This window comes from Bacillus piscicola (assembly GCF_022458745.1).
Classification (GTDB): domain Bacteria; phylum Bacillota; class Bacilli; order Bacillales; family Marinococcaceae; genus Alteribacillus_A; species Alteribacillus_A piscicola.
On sequence record NZ_JAJJJF010000001.1, the window covers coordinates 525,693 to 542,960 of the forward strand.

The window sequence follows — 17,268 nt, forward strand, 5'->3', positions numbered from 1 at the left end:
ATTTTATTATAGCATAGACGGTCGTGAGGTTGCTTATTATTTATAACGGGGAAATATACATTATAGCAAGGGATTAGGCATGAAACAAGGATAAGACAGGGGGGGCAGGATTCTTTTCTTGTTGCAAAGCCGAATCTCCCCGTATAGTATGATTGTTAAATAGCAGGAAGGGATAAAATGGAGGACGTATAAGATGTCGAACGTAAATAAAAAGGTAAAAATTATTTCCCATCGAGGGTTTACAACCGACAACGTTCAGGAGAATACAATAGAAGCATTTGAGCACGCGATTAGCCTGCAGGCGGATATGATCGAGACCGATGTAAGAGAGATGCAGGACGGGACCCTTGTTTGCGCTCACAATCCTGACTGGCGTGGAACAAAACTGCGAGACATGTCATATGAAAAATGGAAGGCCGAAACAAAGGCAAAGGAAGGCTGGCAGCCACCGCGTTTGTCTGAAGTGTTAAGGTTGTGCGCGGGAGTCATTCCGATTAACCTTGAAATAAAAGAAAAATCCCTGTCCAAAAAAGTAGTAAAAGAGGTAGAACAATATCCGGAATTAAATGTGATCATTTCCTCTTTCAATGACCAGGTTGTGAAAGAAGTGAAAATGATCAATGGGGATATTGCGACCGCTTTAGTCATTGGAAAATCGATGCTGACCCCGACGTTAAATAAAAAATTATATTGGCAGGATTATTCCCCGGAAAAGCGGCTGGAGAATGTTAAAGCAGATGCCGTTTGTCCTCATCATCGCTTGGTGGATGAAGATTTCATACAACGTTTACAAAACGAAGGATACGATATATTTGTTTGGACAGTCAACAGCTCAGCTAGAATGAAAAAAGTCGCACAATTGGGGGTGAATGGTATTTTCACTGACCAAGTTCCCCTAGCGATGAAACTGTTGCGCTGAGAAAGGTTATTCACAGATATTAACGTTGCATTCGCTCTCATATTCATTGTATCATCATGATAGAAGGATACGAAAAGGAGTGTTTATATGGCTCGCGTAGAGAGTTTTGAATTAGATCATACCATTGTAAAAGCTCCTTATGTTAGACATGCAGGAGTTCAAAAAGTCGGCACAGATGGGATTGTTAATAAATTTGACATTCGCTTTTGCCAGCCTAATAAAGGGAACATGGAACCGCCTGTTATTCATACAATGGAACATTTATTAGCACTTAACATTCGGCGTTTTGCAGAAGAATACGATCACTTTGAGGTGATTGATCTATCGCCAATGGGATGTCAGACAGGATTTTATCTGATCATGAACGGAGAACCGAAGATAGAAGAGTTACTAGATTTCCTGGAAAAAACAATGAAGTATTCTTTAGAGCTGGAAGAAGTTCCGGCAGCTAATGAAGAACAGTGCGGACAAGCGAAGCTCCACGATCTGGACGGGGCTAAAAAGCTAATGCGCTACTGGCTGGACCAAGACCCAAGTTTTCTAGCTGAAGTATTTTAATTACTAAAAAATGAGCCTGAGTTTTTTCTGGCTCATTTTTTTGTGTGATATTCTTTTGCGCTTTTAATGAGGATTGGAATCTGATATTCCCTGGAAGGCGAAGTATCCGCTTTTAGTACACTTTGCATAATGGAGAGAGCTTGTTCATTCTCCTGATTCGTATTAGAAGCGGTACAATCAGAAGGGATGTACAATTGGTAATGACGCATATAGGCATCATTAGCGGTAAATTGAATGCACATGTTACCAGCGATCCCCGTAATAATTAATGTTTGCACGTCTAAGTATTCCAGCAGTAAATCGAGAGGAGTAGCAAAAAAGGCAGAAAACTGAGGCTTGAGGACAAAATAATCATCACTGTCGGGGATTAGCAGTTCTGTAATGGGTTTTCCGCGAACGTCGTCTTGTCTGGCATGTTCCACTAGTTCTTTAAAATCGCTTTGCCAACGTCCGTAGTTGTCATTTACATAGATAACCGGGATATGATGTTCTTTCGCTTTTCGTTTTAAACGGGCTATATTTTTAGCGGTCTCATAAGCAGGCTCAAACAATTTTTCACTATCCTCAAATTCCATGTCAGAAATCATATCAATAATAAGAAGGGCGATGCTTGCCCTTTCTTCTACATGTGGCATATCTGGCATGATTAACCCTCCAGCATCAAATGTTCTTAATTACTATTCCCGCTTTTACACTTTTTAAAAGCGAATGCCCTCAGCTCATAAACTCACCTTCATCTACAGGCCCGAGGCTCAAGCCATGCCCGCGGCAAAGAAGACACAGTGAGAACGAGCGTAAGCGAAGTCTCGAACTGATGTCGCGCTTGTGCCTGAAGGTGAAAGCATCCCACCTCATGCTAGTGATTGCCGGTAATGTTATTTCATGATATAATATCTAGGTTAATAAATAATTAGGAGTTGTTTGAATGTCGGTAAAGCAGTTTGAGGTAGGAACTATTGTTGAGGGGAAAGTAACAGGCATTAAACCTTTCGGAGCGTTCGTTGCTCTGGATGAGAATAAACAAGGGTTAGTCCATATTTCAGAAATCGCTCACGGTTACGTAAAGGACATTAACGATGTTCTAACAGTTGGAGAGGCAGTTAAAGTTAAAGTTAAATCAATTGATGAAGAATCAGGGAAAATTTCGTTGTCCATCCGTGATACGCTGCCTGCACCTGAGCAGACAGAACGTCGTGCTCCACGTACCAATCGTCCATCAGGCGGTGGAAATCGTAGCAAAAGCACTGAGAAAGTGCAAGGATTTAACACGCTGGAAGATAAACTCAAAGACTGGCTTAAACAGTCCAATGAAATTCAAGCTGACTTGAATAAACGAGTACGCAAGTAAGTAAAAGAAGGGCATGCAGGGGTGGTATTAAACTCCCCCGCGGAACCCTTCTTTTTTAACGTTGGGGTTCTAGATTTCCGACAAAATCTTCATCCGGCTTAAACAGGATAGAAAGAGAATAAAGACCGGCTATACCTACAATAGCATAAATGATACGAGAAAATGCGGCTGTTTGGCCGCCGAAAATAGCAGCAACTAAATCAAAGTTAAAAAAACCGATTAATCCCCAATTCAAAGCCCCAATTATAGTTAGTACAAGGGCGGTTCGTTGCAACCCGCTCACACCTTCACCCCCTTTCCCATTCTTTTATCTTTGTCATACATAGCATGATTAAACTTCTGTTTGATTATGCATTCTTTTTGAAATATGATGGGTAGGGAATGAGAGGGGAACGCTAAGAAAAGGGAGGAGACTCTTCGTGGCTAAAGGGATAACTTTGGATTACAGTAATGCGTTGCCGTTCATTGATCAGCAGAAATTCTTCCAGTTAGAAGAAGCTGTCGGAAAAGCACACATGGTTTTACATAATAACCAAACAGAAAAAGAAAACGAATATTTAGGCTGGATTGATCTCCCGTACCAATATGACCAAGAAGAGTTTGCTTCTATTCAATTGTCAGCAGAGAAAATTAAACAGAATTCTGATGTTTTATTGGTAATAGGAGTCGGGGGTTCTTATCTTGGGGCGAAAGCAGCCATTGATAGTTTAAGTCATTCGTTTCGCAATCAGTTGAAGAATACGGAGCGCGGCGGGCCGGAAGTTTATTTTGTCGGTCACCATTTTAGCCAACGGTACATCCAAGACGTGTTAGATCTTATCGAAAATAAAGATATATCCATTAATGTTATCTCGAAATCAGGAACGACAACAGAGCCTGCCATCGCTTTTCGCATCTTCCGCGATTACATAGAGAAGAAGTATGGAGCAGACGAGGCAGCAAAGCGTATTTATGCAACGACGGATAAAGAAAAAGGTGCGTTGAAAAAGCTTGCTGATGAGAAAGGGTATACAACTTTTACTGTCCCGAAGGATGTGGGAGGGCGGTATTCTATTCTTACCGCCGTAGGTTTGCTTCCAATGGCGGTAGCAGGCCTTGATATTAAAAAGATGATGGAGGGCGCAAAGGAAGCCTGTAACACATTTTCGGAAATCGGCCTTACGAAAAATGATGCTTATCAGTATGCAGCTCTCAGATATTCGCTTTATCGACAAGGTAAGATGATTGAAATGCTTGTTAATTATGAGCCAAAACTTCATTTTTTCTCTGAATGGTGGAAACAACTGTTTGCGGAAAGCGAAGGAAAAGATGGAAAAGGAATTTTTCCGGTTGCAGCAGGCTTTTCTACGGACTTGCACTCGATTGGGCAATATATCCAAGATGGCCACCGACATTTGTTTGAAACAGTACTTCACGTAACTTCAGGCGGAAAAGATATCTTCGTCGATAAGAATGCAGATGATGTGGATGGTCTCAATTATTTAGCGGGACATTCTTTAGACTATATTAACAAACAAGCTTTTTCGGGAGCTCTTCTAGCCCATACGGACGGGGGCGTTCCGAATCTTATCGTGGAGATTCCAGAGCTTGATGAATATTACTTCGGCTATCTCATCTACTTTTTCAAAAAAGCTTGCGCTGTTAGTGGTCTCTTACTCGGTGTCAATCCATTTGATCAGCCTGGAGTGGAGGCGTATAAAAATAACATGTTTGCTCTCCTCGGGAAACCAGGCTTTGAACAACAAAGGAAACAACTTGAGAAACGACTGCAACATATTAAGGAGTAAGAAAACTGGACATAAAAAGCCCGTTCATTTTAAATTTCTTTAGAAGTTAATATGAATAAAGAATCTGATTCATGCAAAGAAGTTTCCGGCGGTGGATTTAAAATTGTTTTACCATTGTTACTCACCCCGAGTATCAAATCTGAATTTTGCTTGGCTAATGTACTGGCTTCTGCAATGGATTTACCTATCCAATTATCTGGGCAGCGAATCGACTGGAGGCGGGGAGAGGTTTCTGCATCTAGCAAGAGTGCCATTGTTTCTGAGATTCCTTGCTGTTCCAGACTTTCGGTCATCAATAAGCTGGAAATAAAATTAGACGCGATGACCTCATCAGCCCCTGCATGTTTGGCATTGGATATTTGCTCGGAAGTAAGGATTTCGACCGCCGTATAAATACTTTCATGAAAATGCTTGGCCGCCAACAAGGTTAAAATGGTGTGAGCGTCTGCGCTTTGTTCGGCAACTTCTTTTTCTGAGGTAATAATGAGAGCACGTGCTTCTCGTAAATTTGCTTTTTGGAAAGTCAGCTCAAATGTCGGGTTCCCTTTAATAAATTGAACCCCTTTTTCATTGAAAAAAGGACTTTCTGTCAAGGAATTATCGATTAATAAAATGGAGCGTCCCGGATACAGCCGTTTAATTTGTTGAATAAACTGGCGGGAGCGCTCATTCCAGCCGACGACGATATAATGTTGTTTAAAATGGGAAGGAAGGGTTCCTTTTTTCCAGCTCTTCTGTTCGATGATGGAAGAAGCAGCAAAATTTGTAAAAAAAAAGGTAACAAAGCCGATGCCGAATATGATAAAAATAATTGATACTGCCCGTCCTACTGTGGAAACTGGAGCGTAATCGCCATATCCGATAGTGGCTGCTGTGATAACCGCCCACCATACAGCGTCAAAATAATGCGGAAAAGTATCTGGTTCTAACCGGTACAATATAAAACCGAAACCTAACAGCAGTGTAATAACGATCATAAACAGTCTTAGCAGGATAGGGGCGCGTAAATACAGCCGGGTAATATATTGAAACAAAACGACGCCTCCTTCCTTTAGAATGTGTAAATAGTCAGCTAAAAACCATTATGGACCATTGAATAACAATTCATTCGTTATCTTTCGTGTTGACAAGTTTAAAATACTAGATTATAATAAAAATTGTCGTTTTATGAGTGAGGGGCATTAGCTCAGCTGGGAGAGCGCCACACTGGCAGTGTGGAGGTCAGCGGTTCGAGCCCGCTATGCTCCACCATCATTTAATCTGCATTACATAAGGAATCCAACGTTCCCGTTTCTCTTAATGAAAAGAGAAGCGGGAACGTTTTTTATTGTAAAGGATGAACGCCCTCACAGATTGTCTCTGTACTCATAAGCTGTAAGCAAAAAGGGTTGTGAGTACAGGTGGGACCGTTCAAATTAAAACTAATAGGCATGGCCGCAGCTTTACTTGTTGTGTCCGGCATCGTGTTTCTGCTGCCCCAGTATTCATTTTCGGAGATAAATGAACAAAATGACGAAGAAGTACAGGTTTCGAACAACGTAGAAAACAATGTGAAGGGTAATCGTACAAACGTGAATAACACTATCCGAAATGAGATCGATAGGAACGGAGAGACAACTATAGATAATAATACAGTCAATAATGTTGAGGTAACAGTAGATGTTAGCGTTTCTAATACGATCGACAATAACGTGAAGGAGAAAGGGGAGAGCAGTGAAGGTTCCAATGACAACGGGAAGGGAAACAGCTCCGGTGATAATGGGAACGGTGAAAATAACAAATATCTTTGGGGTGTTGATACAGCATCAATAGCGGATAAAAGCCTGGTTGAATGTGTAGAAAAAAACTATGGAAATCCGAAGGTGTGGGGTCGTTATTTAGGCACGAAGGATGGGGTCTCACGTGGAATAACAATGCCAGAAATAGAGCGACTTCGTGAAGATGGGGACCATGTTCTTCTTATCTGGAATCATTTTGAGAATGCAACGGGCTTTGAAAAGGGACAACAAGTAGCACAAGAAGCGATCAAGATGGCGGATGAGTTTGGGGTACCACAGGGTACAGCGATCTTTGCAGACGTGGAACCTACTTATCCTGTAGACGCTGCGTTTTTGCAGGGCTGGTATGCGGGTTTCCAAGAATCAAGGTATAAGGCCGGTGTTTACGGAGTGTTTGATCCAAACTCGGAGGTGCGAGCTGCTTTTAATGAGGCAGCAGGTGAGAGCAATGAATTTCAAGATAACACTTACGTATGGTCTGCTGCTCCACAGGTCGGTGTGACTACAAAAAAGAATGCTCCTTCGTATCAACCAGAAGCTCCGAAAGACTCACTTTCGTGGGGATGGCAATATGGAATCGAGGCAGAGACGTGTAATATCGATACTAATTTATTTAAAAGTGATTTAATAGAGGTATCGTGGTGACTCTAAATAAAGATAAAGCGTCTTTCTATCTTATAATAGAATGACGCTTGTTTTTTTAAACCATATAGTGTTTCGTTTTTTATGTCTCTATGAAAAACTGAGTAATTCAAAGGAAGGTGGGATCAGTAAACCGCGTTGTTTCATTTCGGAACGCAGTAACTCGATGAAATCCCTCTCCAGATCCAATTCGACCGCTTGCTTATAAGCTTCTACTAAAACTTGATTTGAGATGTGCTGCATAGCGATTTGATCCCCTTTAATTTTATTACTAAAGCATATGCAATAGAGAGTGCCTAACATACTCAATTCCGATTGTAAACCAATGTATTTTAAAATGCAATGAATAAATATAAAAAGTAGTGATTAATGCATTTTTGTTTTTTACTTGAAAACACATAGGAAAAAGGACAAACTGATATAGATAGTAGGTACGTTATTCATTTACTTAGGAGGAGTTTTTGTGAGCTTTGAGAACGTCATAAATCGAAAAAATACGAACTCTCTTAAATGGGATCATACAGCAGAACGGTACGGTGCTCAGGAATTATGGCCGATGTGGGTGGCGGATATGGATTTCAGAGCCCCTGAACCGGTGATCGAAGCGATGCAGGACGTACTGAATCACGGTGTGTTTGGTTACCATCGGAGACCAGAATCACTGCGGGAAGCAACAACAGCCTGGATTGCGAAACGGTTCGACTGGATGGTGGAGAACAAGCAGTTGGTTTTTACTCCAGGAGTTGTACCAGCCATTAGCCATGTTATTCAGACATTTACCGAGAAGGGTGACGGGATCATCATTCAGCCGCCTGTTTATTATCCGTTTTATTCACTCATTGAGAGTAACGAGCGCAAGTTGTTGCGTAATCCTTTAAAGGAAACAGAACAGGGATTTACAGTGGACTTAGAAGACTTAGAGGTACAGATGCAAAAAGGTGCTAAAATGCTATTATTATGCAGCCCTCATAATCCGATTGGCCGTGTGTGGTCAGCAGATGAGCTTGAAAACATTGCCATGCTGTGTGAAAAATATAACGTCCTTGTCGTTTCTGATGAAATACATGCCGACCTTGTTTTGCAGGGCAAACATATTCCCTTTGCCAAAGCAGCAGCCAAGAAAGACATTAATGTCGTTACATGTATGGCGCCTAGTAAAACGTTTAATTTGGCTGCGTTACAATTGTCCTATGTTATCTTCGAAAAAGAAGAGTTACAAAAAGCATACGAGGCCCACCTGCAACAACAATTTGTCGGGATTGACAGCCCTTTTGCCACCGCGGCGGCTGAAGCTGCTTATCGTGAGGGTGAGACGTGGCTGGAGGAAATGCTTGATTACGTTCGCGGTAACGTCCGCTATGTAAAGGAATTTGTAGATACGAACATGAACTTATTAGATGTGATGGAGCCGGAAGGGACATACTTAGTATGGGTAGATATGCGTAAGTTAAATATGGATGCATCTGAGTTAGAATCGTGGCTGAGAAAAGAGGCACAGGTTGCTTTTAGCGATGGCCACATTTTTGGTAAAGAAGGGGCTGGTTTTGTGCGGATTAATGTAGCGTGCCCTCGTGCTAATGTGGAAGAAGGACTGCACCGTTTACAGTCGGCATACGATACACTTATTTCATCCAAGTAAAGTTATAAACAGGAATAAAAATAGGAATACGATAATAGATTTAATTAACTCCTCATTTCATGTTTAAATTGTCAACGAATGTGGAATAGAAGATAGGGGGTTTGTGTAGAAATAGTAAAATGATAAAAGGAGTCCTGTCTAATATGAAGCAAAGCGTTATAAAGGAAGAACTCCGCAGACAATTTGAGAACGATTTAAACCGTCCTTTGAAAGCTGAGGAAAAAGCATTTGTTGAATGGATGGCTGATCGGCAATGTGAGGAAACATTAGTTATTGAAAGGAAAGACATCTGAAGCGTAATATAAACGCAGTATTGGAAGGAGAACAAGAAGACTGTCTTAGGCAGTCTTTCTTGTTTTTAGAGAAGGAGTGTACAGGAAGGAAAATGAAGACTTTTCGACTGGTTTCATTACATTTATTACTGAACGCGGAAGGGAAGATTACCCAAAAAATCATCCCTTTGCAACAAGGACTAATCATTAACCGCGAAGAAAAGGATGGCACATGGTTAATTGAGGCGGTCGTCTCCAACGAACACAAGGAATTTTTCGACAAGCGAAAAGAAACAGAAGAAACAATGGTGCTGGAAGTGCTCATCACAGATGAAAAAAACGAACCTGCCCTATTTGTGGGACAAGTAAAAGACACAGTTGAATTAAGCGAGCACATTAGTGTGATGATTTCTGCTACAATAACTACAGGTAAAGACGATGTTTCAAGTTTGATTTTAGAAGATCTCATTAATGATGGCTTCTCTGGAAAAGAATTATTACAGGAGTTTGCCAATCGTAAGGAAGACCAAGCACAATGGTCTAAAAAGCTTGCAGAAAACATTTATAATAATCTTGAATAGCATGCAATAGTTAGTTTTGCTTATGTGTAAGTATGATGATATGAGGACGGTTGAAATGAAAGTATACACGTTTCGTGATTTTAACAAAAATGAGGTTGATTTGGCCTTTACCAAGAATTATTTTTCTGAAGAACCAGGACATGTCTGGGTAGTCAGCCGGCATGTAAACGAGTGGCTTCTTACAAATCACACCCGAAGAGGATTAGAATTTCCGGGAGGTAAGATTGAAATAGGAGAGTCTGCCAAAGAGGCCGCAGTGCGGGAAGTATGGGAAGAAACGGGCGGCGTGATAAGGGATATTTCAGAAATTGGCCAGTACAGAGTCCAAGGCAAAGCAGAAACGATCACTAAAAGCTTATTTTATGCTGACATTAAAAGAATTGAAAAAAAAGAGGATTATTTAGAAACGAAGGGACCGGTTCTTGTAAAGTGCCTACCTGAAAATATCAAAAACAATCCACTTTATAGTTTTATTATGAAAGATGACGTGTTGATCCATGCTTTGCATGTTACAGAAAAATTTCGCGAGTAGGAGAGAAACCGCAATTACATTGCCTCTCATTCTTATGTAGCAACGACTTCCCAATGATATGTCCTGCTTACATATACATATTTTTTCTGTTTGAAAAGCAAGCATAAAAAAAACCTTCCTGTAATAGGAAGGCTTTTTGGAAAGGCTGTCGTTATTCAATGGTTTCAGTAGCGAGTACTTTTGGTCCGGCGTTCTTAATTTCCTCAGAGGCATCGGAAAACTTTTCGAAGTTCTCTTGGAATTTAGATGCTAGTTCTTTGGCTTTTTTGTCATATGCTTGTGGATCAGACCATGTTTGCTTTGGAAGCAGTACTTCGTCTGGTACTCCCGGGCATTGGGTTGGCACATGCAAACCGAAGATAGCGTCTTCTGTGGTATCTACTCCGTCCAATTCTCCAAGAAGTGCTGCCTGAATCATCGCTCTTGTATAAGAAAGTTTGATACGGTCTCCTACACCGTAAGGACCACCTGACCAGCCGGTATTAACGAGAAATACGTTTACGTCATGCTGGAGAATCTTTTCACCAAGCATTTCCGCGTAAACAGAAGCGTCTAGCGGCAAAAATGGGGAGCCAAAGCATGTAGAGAATGTGGCTTCGGGTTCCGTGATTCCGCGCTCCGTGCCGGCAAGCTTACTTGTGTACCCGCTTAAAAAGTGGTACATCGCTTGTTCTTTTGTCAATTTGCTGATTGGAGGAAGGACTCCGAAGGCATCAGCTGTTAAAAAGATAATAGTAGAAGGATGCCCAGCCATACTTGGTGTCAACGTATTCGGGATGTTCTCAATTGGATAAGCAGCCCTCGTGTTTTCTGTTAAGTCTGTATTGTCGTAGTCAGGTAAACCAGTCTCAGGATCAACGTACACATTTTCTAACACAGTCCCAAAACGAACGGCATTCCAAATTTGCGGTTCTTTTTCGTATGATAGGTTCACACACTTCGCGTAGCAGCCGCCTTCAATATTAAAGACTCCGTTATTAGACCAACCGTGTTCATCGTCTCCGATCAAATGACGGTTCGGATCCGCAGAGAGCGTTGTTTTTCCGGTTCCGGAAAGTCCGAAAAAGAGAGCAGTGTCGCCTTCCTCCCCAACATTTGCGGAACAATGCATAGGCAGAACGCCGCGTTGTGGAAGCAAGTAATTCATAATAGAGAAAACAGATTTTTTCATCTCACCCGCATACTCGGTACCGCCAATCAAAACGATACGTTCTTCAAAAGAGATGATGATGAAGGTCTCTGATTTTGTTCCATCAACTTCCGGGTCAGCTTTAAAGTTCGGCGCTGCAATAATGGTGAATTCAGGGTTATGATTTTTCAGTTCATCTTCGTCTGCACGAATGAAAAGCTGGCGAGCAAATACGTTATGCCATGCATATTCATTAATGACTTGGATAGGAAGCCGATATTGGGGATCGGCACCGGCAAATCCTCTCGTCACAAATAATTCTTCATCTTCTTTTAAATGATCCATCACTTTTTTGTATAAGGAAGAAAAGGTTTCTTTGCTTATCGGCTGATTCACAGCTCCCCAATTAATCTGATCGCTAACAGAGGATTCATCTACAATATATTTGTCTTTTGGAGATCTTCCTGTATACTTTCCAGTCTCCACACTCAAAGCGCCCTTTGAGGTCAGGACCCCTTCATTACGCATGAGCGACTTCTCGATCAGTTTGGATAACGGCAAGTCCATAAGCACGTTTCCTCCATGAAGAAGCTGGGATAATTCAGTTTTGAAATTGATCGTCGTCATGGCGGCAAAACCCTTTCTTTAATTAATATCATCGCTTATTTATGAAATAGTATAACACATTTATATATATAGTCTATACTATTTAAAAATTTTTGTTAAAACATTTTGTGTCTAATATTTAGCGTCTATGATCATGATTATGTTACGGTCTAGATAAGGGCCAATAAGGAGGAGGCACAATGACGGAAAAAACTTCTTTCATTGTTTTTTATGATGGATCCTGCTCGTTTTGCAGAGATATAAGGAGGAAATTAGAGAGTTGGGACCGCACTTCTCTGTTAACGTGGCGATCCATCACAGAGCCGGGCATTTTTAAAGAGTTTCCGTTTTTAAATAAAGAAAAAGTTCAATCAATGATGCACCTGTTTGAATATGATACTTATTTATATACAGGATTTGCAGCTGTTAAAAGAATCATGCAGCTTTTTCCACAGACAAAAGCTATTTCTACTATCTTTATTCTCCCAGGTGCAGAGTGGACCGGTCGGAAAGTGTATCGGCTTATTGCTAAAAATCGCCACATTTTTTAAATAAGTTGTTTTTTAACAAGCACAAGTGCGATATTAGTTCGACTGTACAAGGTGTGTTTTTGCGTTTATTAGGGATGAAGATATTTTCGTTCCCTTCCGTACCGTTTGACAGTTCCCTCAGACTGCGTTATGATAATCGCGAACGGATACTCTTATCCCGAGCTGGCGGAGGGACAGGCCCTGTGAAGCCCAGCAACCATCCTCAATCACGAGGCAAAGGTGCTAACCTGGAGAGACGGTTATCGTCTTGGAAGATAAGAGGCGAAAAAGGTGAACGTTAAAAAGACCCTTTTCCTCGCCATGGGAAGGGGTCTTTTATTTTTTTAGAGGTTATTCAAAAGTTGTGTGAATAACGACCTTATCGTCTTGCTGTAGGCATGCATGTGGGAATGAGTGCCGTATTTAAACATACGAAGCGAAGGAGGCAGTTGTACGTGTCAACTACTGAAGGAAGATTATTCACCTCAGAATCTGTCACGGAAGGACACCCAGACAAAATTTGTGACCAAATTTCAGATGCAATTCTAGATGAGATTCTTAAAGAAGATCCAAATGCCCGTGTTGCTTGCGAAACAATCGTCAACACAGGGCTGGTGCTCGTAGCAGGCGAGATCACGACTTCTACATATGTAGATATTCCAAAAATCGCGAGAGAGACATTAAAAGAAATCGGGTATACGCGAGCGAAATACGGTTTTGATTATGAAACGTGTGCTGTACTAACTTCTATTGATGAACAATCCGCTGATATTGCTCAAGGTGTAGATAAAGCATTGGAAGCTAGGGAAGGAAATATGACGGAGGAAGAGATAGAGGCGATAGGAGCAGGTGACCAGGGATTAATGTTTGGTTATGCTACAAATGAAACAGAAGAATTAATGCCGCTACCTATTTCCCTTTCACACAAATTAGCACGCCGGTTAGCTTACATTAGGAAAGAAAAGATTGTACCGTACTTACGCCCAGACGGAAAAACGCAAGTGACGGTGGAATACGGGGAAGACGGGAAACCAAAGAGAATCGATACAATTGTGATCTCTACTCAGCATAGTGCAGATGTCACGTTAGAACAGATCGATCTTGATCTGAAAGAACATGTGATTGCATCTGTAGTGCCTGAGGAACTTCTCGACGAGGAAACAAAATATTTCATCAACCCGACCGGCCGCTTTGTTATCGGTGGTCCTCAGGGAGATTCCGGATTGACCGGAAGGAAGATTATTGTGGATACGTATGGAGGTTATGCACGGCACGGAGGAGGTGCTTTTTCTGGTAAAGATCCCACGAAAGTGGACCGCTCTGCCTCTTATGCCGCTCGCTATGTCGCGAAAAATATTGTTGCGGCCGGGTTAGCAGAAAAGTGTGAAGTGCAGTTTGCATACGCGATCGGTGTTGCGAAGCCAGTATCCATTTCTATTGAGACGTTTGGAACTGGAAAAGTACCAGAGAGTATTCTTGTAGATCTTGTTCGAAACAACTTTGATTTACGCCCCGCAGGAATCATAAAAATGCTTCATCTTCGCAATCCTATTTACCGCCAGACAGCAGCCTACGGACATTTTGGCCGCACGGATATAGCGTTACCTTGGGAAGAGACAGATAAGGCCGAGCTCTTACATGAACTGGCGATGAAGCAAAAGGAACTTTAAAGTTAAATACTAACATGAGAGAAATAAGAAGCCACCTCAACTATTGTGGAGGCTTCTTATTTTTGCATGAAAGATAGAATAGGTAAAAAATAGTTTCTTTCAGGAGATCTTAAGAAATTTAATTGACGAACTTTGTGGAAAAAGGGATAATGAATAAGGTTGCAGCAGATCATAAATTTCTTTATCTAAACAGCCAAAAATAATCAATCCACTGTAGTAGGTACGGACAACGAAAAGGTGGTGAATTTACAGTAATATTTGTATTAAGCAATTATCAAAAAATTGATAAAAGATAAACTAAGAGGGGGAAACAACATGAAAAAGTCCTGGGTATTGCTGATTGGAGCGCTGCTTCTATCTCTTATGCTAGCTGCGTGTGGTGGTAACAGTGAAGAACCTGCGGCTGAAGGATCAGACGGAGCAGAAGGTGACAATGCTGGCGGAGGAGATGCTGAGCTAACGATTACATTCAGTCACAACCAACCGGTAGAAAGTCCTGAGCATGTGGGGGCAGAAGCGTTTAAAAAATACGTGGAAGAAAATTCTGATGGTAAAGTGGCCGTTGAAGTATATCCTGCATCACAGTTAGGAAGCTTACGCGAACAAGTGGAAGGTACGCAAATGGGTGAGATTGATATTACGATGCAGCCTACAGCAGTAGTTTCACCGTTCGTTGACGATATCAAAGTAGTTGATCTTCCATATTTGTGGCCTGTGGAAACTGAAAAAATGTATGAAGTGCTTGACAGTGAAGTAGGAGATGAAATTCTGGCTACCCTAAACCAAGGTGGGTTTAAGGGACTTGGTTTCTGGCCAGGCGGGTACAAATTGTTCACTACGAAAGACAAAGAAATTCATGCACCAGAAGACTTTAAAGGGGTGACAATGCGGACAATGGAATCTCCTACCCTGATAGCACAATATGAAGCTTGGGGTGGAAATGCAGTTCCAGTACCGTATGCTGAGGTATACAATTCCTTGCAGCAAGGAGTTGTGGATGGTCAGGAGAACCCTTTGCAAACCGTTTTCTTAAATAATTATCATGAAGTCCAGAACAATATTATTGAGTCACACCACGGTACGATGACGTATGTATTGATGGCGAATCAGGGATGGTTTGACGGTCTGTCTGAAGAGCAACAGAAACTTATTCAAGAGGCAGAGGTTGAGGGTGTGAATGCTGCGAGAGAATCGCTTGCAGAGACAGAAGATGATTACCGTCAACAGATTATTGATTCAGGTGTGAACTATTACGAGTTTACAGATGAAGAGATTGAAGCATTTAAAGAAGTGTCTTTACCTATTCATGAATCTGAGTATGACAAGCCTGAACAGCAAGAATTATTACAAAAAATTTATGATAAGATAGACGAAGTAACCCAATAATACAAGTAAACGAGGAATCAGGCTGACGGTTTGTCGGTTTGATTCCTCCTTCTTTTCAATTGACAGTTAAGTTAAAGATGGGAGGAAGCCATCATGAAGGTATTAGGGAAAATCGAAGAGGGTATTATTAGCATTTTATTAATCGTTGCGACAGCTGTATTATTTGGCAATATTGTCCTTCGTTATGGATTTAACGCAAACACGAACTGGGCCCATGAATTGATTCGCTACTTAATGATTTGGATCACCTTTATTGGCGCGGCTGTATGTTTTCGAAAAGGAGCTCATGTCGGTATTGACTTCATTCTAGGTTTGCTTGGATCAAAAGCGACAAAAGCATTAAAGGTGTTTGTACAGCTAATGGGAATTGTCTTTATGGTTATTCTACTGATGTACAGTACGGAACTCGTGCTATTTACAAAGGGAACGGGTCAGATTACTCCTTCTTTGGAAATACCGCTCTATTTTGTTTATTTAGTTATTCCTATAGGTGCAGCTTTGTCTATTATTCACCTGATCGTTTTGACGATTCAAGTGATCATGAATAAAGAAAAGGTAAAAACGGAAAATGCAACAGAGTGAAGGGTTAAGGGGGTTGAACGATGGTTACCGCATTAATGATATTGATCATTGTACTGCTATTCTCTAGTACGCCGATATTTATTGCCTTAGGGCTATCATCATTTTTGGCTGTCCTCTTTTTTAGCGATATCATGCCGATGATACTCGTTCAGCGTTTTTTCGGCGGATTAGACCAGTTTGCATTAATGGCACTGCCATTCTTTATTTTTGCTGCTAACATTATGGATGTTGGTGGATTATCGGATCGGATATTACGGTGGTCCCGTGCACTCGTAGGACATATTTCCGGCGGAGTCGCAATGACTGCACAAGTTTCAAGTATGTTTTTTGGGGCACTCTCGGGCTCAAGTCCGGCTACGGTTATCGCAATCGGCAAAATTATGTACCCTGAAATGCTCCGTAAAAAATATGATCCTTCTTTTGCCTCTGGTTTACTTGCATCAGCTGGTTCGGTTTCCTTAATTATTCCACCAAGCATCACATTGATTATTTTCGGATCGGTGACTGGTGTTTCGGTAGGGAGTTTATTTATAGCCGGTATAGGTGCGGGGCTCATCTACGGGCTGTCTTCCATTATCTACATTTATTTTTACGCAAAACGAAATAATCTTCCTCGCGACAAAAGAGCGACTGGGAAAGAATTGTGGGATTCGACGCGAAAGGCTTTTTGGGCGCTGCTCATTCCGGTCATTATTTTGGGAGGAATTTATGCTGGTATTTTTACACCGACCGAAGCAGCGGGTGTCTCTGCAGTCTACGCTTTATTTGTAAGTGCGGTCATTTACCGAGAAATGTCATGGAAGAATTTTTATGCTGTATGTAAAGAGTCTGCCATTACTACTGCTCAAGTACTTGTTTTGGTGGCATCGGCACAAATCCTGGGTTGGTTGTTGACACGCGGAGGTGTACCGCAGCAGATCGCTGGATTTATTACTAACAATATAAGCTCAGTTGTTCTATTCCTTTTGCTGCTAAATATACTACTTCTCGTATTGGGGATGTTTATGGAAGGGGTAGCGGCTATTATCATTATCGCGCCTTTAATTTTCCCAACAGCTCAAATGATGGGAGTAGACCCTGTACATCTTGGTGTTATTATGATTTCAAACTTAGCGATCGGAATGTACACACCACCATTTGGGATTAACATATTTGTAGCACAATCCATTAGTAAGTTAAGTATGGTAAAAATGATGCCGGGGTTATTGAAGTTCTTCGCTGTTAACTTTGCAGCCCTTCTTATCATCACATACGTGCCAGAGACATCTCTATTCTTACTGGAGATAATTGATCTATTTGAATAAGTAAA

At 41.3% G+C, this 17,268-nt stretch carries 19 protein-coding genes, 1 tRNA gene and 1 riboswitch; of the genes, 15 read left to right on the plus strand and 5 right to left on the minus strand.

Annotated features, from left to right (window positions below):
• The first annotated feature begins 193 nt into the window (after positions 1–193).
• Together LOR49_RS02510 and LOR49_RS02515 are read left to right on the plus strand one after the other, a co-directional pair.
• Complete coding sequence (locus LOR49_RS02510) at positions 194–919, plus strand: glycerophosphodiester phosphodiesterase (protein ID WP_240374520.1); 726 nt, start codon at positions 194–196, stop codon at positions 917–919.
• An 87-nt stretch (positions 920–1,006) separates the two neighbouring features.
• A complete protein-coding gene (locus LOR49_RS02515) occupies positions 1,007–1,477 on the plus strand; it encodes an S-ribosylhomocysteine lyase (protein ID WP_240374521.1) in 471 nt (156 codons plus the stop codon).
• A 32-nt stretch (positions 1,478–1,509) separates the two neighbouring features.
• On the opposite strand, the gene LOR49_RS02520 is transcribed toward LOR49_RS02515, so the two are convergent.
• Complete coding sequence (locus LOR49_RS02520; RefSeq protein WP_240374522.1) at positions 1,510–2,121, minus strand: cysteine hydrolase family protein; 612 nt, start codon at positions 2,119–2,121, stop codon at positions 1,510–1,512.
• Between the two features lie 281 nt (positions 2,122–2,402).
• On the opposite strand from LOR49_RS02520, the gene yugI reads away from it, so the two are divergent.
• Entirely contained in the window at positions 2,403–2,825 is a 423-nt protein-coding gene (gene yugI / locus LOR49_RS02525) for a S1 domain-containing post-transcriptional regulator GSP13 (RefSeq protein ID WP_240374523.1), read from the plus strand.
• A 55-nt stretch (positions 2,826–2,880) separates the two neighbouring features.
• Here the strand turns inward: yugI and LOR49_RS02530 are convergent, their stop codons facing one another.
• Positions 2,881–3,108, minus strand: coding sequence for a DUF378 domain-containing protein (locus tag LOR49_RS02530; RefSeq protein WP_240374524.1), 228 nt, complete (start codon positions 3,106–3,108; stop codon positions 2,881–2,883).
• A gap of 136 nt (positions 3,109–3,244) precedes the next feature.
• Between LOR49_RS02530 and LOR49_RS02535 the strand changes: the two genes are divergently transcribed.
• A complete protein-coding gene (locus LOR49_RS02535) occupies positions 3,245–4,612 on the plus strand; it encodes a glucose-6-phosphate isomerase (protein WP_240374525.1) in 1,368 nt (455 codons plus the stop codon).
• Positions 4,613–4,641: 29 nt separating this feature from the next.
• On the opposite strand, the gene LOR49_RS02540 is transcribed toward LOR49_RS02535, so the two are convergent.
• A complete protein-coding gene (locus tag LOR49_RS02540; protein WP_240374526.1) occupies positions 4,642–5,646 on the minus strand; it encodes a potassium channel family protein in 1,005 nt (334 codons plus the stop codon).
• Positions 5,647–5,787: 141 nt separating this feature from the next.
• Between LOR49_RS02540 and LOR49_RS02545 the strand changes: the two genes are divergently transcribed.
• Both LOR49_RS02545 and LOR49_RS02550 read left to right on the plus strand, forming a co-directional pair.
• Positions 5,788–5,863 (plus strand) — tRNA-Ala (locus LOR49_RS02545).
• A 149-nt stretch (positions 5,864–6,012) separates the two neighbouring features.
• Entirely contained in the window at positions 6,013–7,035 is a 1,023-nt protein-coding gene (locus LOR49_RS02550) for a glycoside hydrolase domain-containing protein (protein WP_240374527.1), read from the plus strand.
• Positions 7,036–7,122: 87 nt separating this feature from the next.
• Here the strand turns inward: LOR49_RS02550 and sda are convergent, their stop codons facing one another.
• Complete coding sequence (sda, locus tag LOR49_RS02555) at positions 7,123–7,275, minus strand: sporulation histidine kinase inhibitor Sda (protein WP_240374528.1); 153 nt, start codon at positions 7,273–7,275, stop codon at positions 7,123–7,125.
• Between the two features lie 220 nt (positions 7,276–7,495).
• Between sda and LOR49_RS02560 the strand changes: the two genes are divergently transcribed.
• The 4 genes from LOR49_RS02560 to ytkD all read left to right on the plus strand — a co-directional run bounded on the left by LOR49_RS02560 (position 7,496) and on the right by ytkD (position 10,056).
• Positions 7,496–8,671, plus strand: a complete 1,176-nt coding sequence (locus tag LOR49_RS02560) for a MalY/PatB family protein (RefSeq protein ID WP_240374529.1) — start codon at positions 7,496–7,498, stop codon at positions 8,669–8,671.
• A 143-nt stretch (positions 8,672–8,814) separates the two neighbouring features.
• Complete coding sequence (locus tag LOR49_RS02565) at positions 8,815–8,964, plus strand: hypothetical protein (RefSeq protein ID WP_240374530.1); 150 nt, start codon at positions 8,815–8,817, stop codon at positions 8,962–8,964.
• Positions 8,965–9,056: 92 nt separating this feature from the next.
• The gene (locus tag LOR49_RS02570) at positions 9,057–9,524 is read left to right on the plus strand and encodes a YwpF-like family protein (protein ID WP_240374531.1); all 468 of its coding nucleotides are present in this window, start codon (positions 9,057–9,059) and stop codon (positions 9,522–9,524) included.
• A 55-nt stretch (positions 9,525–9,579) separates the two neighbouring features.
• Positions 9,580–10,056: an RNA deprotection pyrophosphohydrolase gene (gene ytkD / locus LOR49_RS02575; protein ID WP_240374532.1), complete on the plus strand. Its 477-nt coding sequence runs from the start codon at positions 9,580–9,582 to the stop codon at positions 10,054–10,056.
• Between the two features lie 151 nt (positions 10,057–10,207).
• Here ytkD and pckA read toward each other — a convergent pair whose 3' ends face one another.
• Positions 10,208–11,812, minus strand: coding sequence for a phosphoenolpyruvate carboxykinase (ATP) (gene pckA / locus LOR49_RS02580; protein ID WP_240374533.1), 1,605 nt, complete (start codon positions 11,810–11,812; stop codon positions 10,208–10,210).
• Positions 11,813–11,991: 179 nt separating this feature from the next.
• Between pckA and LOR49_RS02585 the strand changes: the two genes are divergently transcribed.
• The 5 genes from LOR49_RS02585 to LOR49_RS02605 all read left to right on the plus strand — a co-directional run bounded on the left by LOR49_RS02585 (position 11,992) and on the right by LOR49_RS02605 (position 17,263).
• Entirely contained in the window at positions 11,992–12,342 is a 351-nt protein-coding gene (locus LOR49_RS02585) for a thiol-disulfide oxidoreductase DCC family protein (protein WP_240374534.1), read from the plus strand.
• Between the two features lie 149 nt (positions 12,343–12,491).
• Positions 12,492–12,603: riboswitch (SAM riboswitch) on the plus strand.
• A 173-nt stretch (positions 12,604–12,776) separates the two neighbouring features.
• Complete coding sequence (gene metK / locus LOR49_RS02590) at positions 12,777–13,991, plus strand: methionine adenosyltransferase (protein ID WP_240374535.1); 1,215 nt, start codon at positions 12,777–12,779, stop codon at positions 13,989–13,991.
• Positions 13,992–14,306: 315 nt separating this feature from the next.
• A complete protein-coding gene (locus LOR49_RS02595) occupies positions 14,307–15,377 on the plus strand; it encodes a TRAP transporter substrate-binding protein (protein WP_240374536.1) in 1,071 nt (356 codons plus the stop codon).
• Positions 15,378–15,470: 93 nt separating this feature from the next.
• Complete coding sequence (locus tag LOR49_RS02600) at positions 15,471–15,959, plus strand: TRAP transporter small permease (protein ID WP_240374537.1); 489 nt, start codon at positions 15,471–15,473, stop codon at positions 15,957–15,959.
• 20 nt (positions 15,960–15,979) lie between these two features.
• Positions 15,980–17,263: a TRAP transporter large permease gene (locus tag LOR49_RS02605; RefSeq protein WP_240374538.1), complete on the plus strand. Its 1,284-nt coding sequence runs from the start codon at positions 15,980–15,982 to the stop codon at positions 17,261–17,263.
• Positions 17,264–17,268: the final 5 nt, after the last annotated feature.

Coding starts and splice junctions, on each gene's coding strand:
- LOR49_RS02510 (WP_240374520.1), top strand. CDS start 194: ATGTCGAACGTAAATAAAAAGGTAAAAATTATTTCCCATCGAGGGTTT.
- LOR49_RS02515 (WP_240374521.1), top strand. CDS start 1,007: ATGGCTCGCGTAGAGAGTTTTGAATTAGATCATACCATTGTAAAAGCT.
- LOR49_RS02520 (WP_240374522.1), bottom strand. CDS start 2,121: ATGCCAGATATGCCACATGTAGAAGAAAGGGCAAGCATCGCCCTTCTT.
- yugI (WP_240374523.1), top strand. CDS start 2,403: ATGTCGGTAAAGCAGTTTGAGGTAGGAACTATTGTTGAGGGGAAAGTA.
- sda (WP_240374528.1), bottom strand. CDS start 7,275: ATGCAGCACATCTCAAATCAAGTTTTAGTAGAAGCTTATAAGCAAGCG.
- LOR49_RS02565 (WP_240374530.1), top strand. CDS start 8,815: ATGAAGCAAAGCGTTATAAAGGAAGAACTCCGCAGACAATTTGAGAAC.
- LOR49_RS02570 (WP_240374531.1), top strand. CDS start 9,057: ATGAAGACTTTTCGACTGGTTTCATTACATTTATTACTGAACGCGGAA.
- ytkD (WP_240374532.1), top strand. CDS start 9,580: ATGAAAGTATACACGTTTCGTGATTTTAACAAAAATGAGGTTGATTTG.
- pckA (WP_240374533.1), bottom strand. CDS start 11,812: ATGACGACGATCAATTTCAAAACTGAATTATCCCAGCTTCTTCATGGA.
- LOR49_RS02585 (WP_240374534.1), top strand. CDS start 11,992: ATGACGGAAAAAACTTCTTTCATTGTTTTTTATGATGGATCCTGCTCG.
- LOR49_RS02595 (WP_240374536.1), top strand. CDS start 14,307: ATGAAAAAGTCCTGGGTATTGCTGATTGGAGCGCTGCTTCTATCTCTT.
- LOR49_RS02600 (WP_240374537.1), top strand. CDS start 15,471: ATGAAGGTATTAGGGAAAATCGAAGAGGGTATTATTAGCATTTTATTA.
- LOR49_RS02605 (WP_240374538.1), top strand. CDS start 15,980: ATGGTTACCGCATTAATGATATTGATCATTGTACTGCTATTCTCTAGT.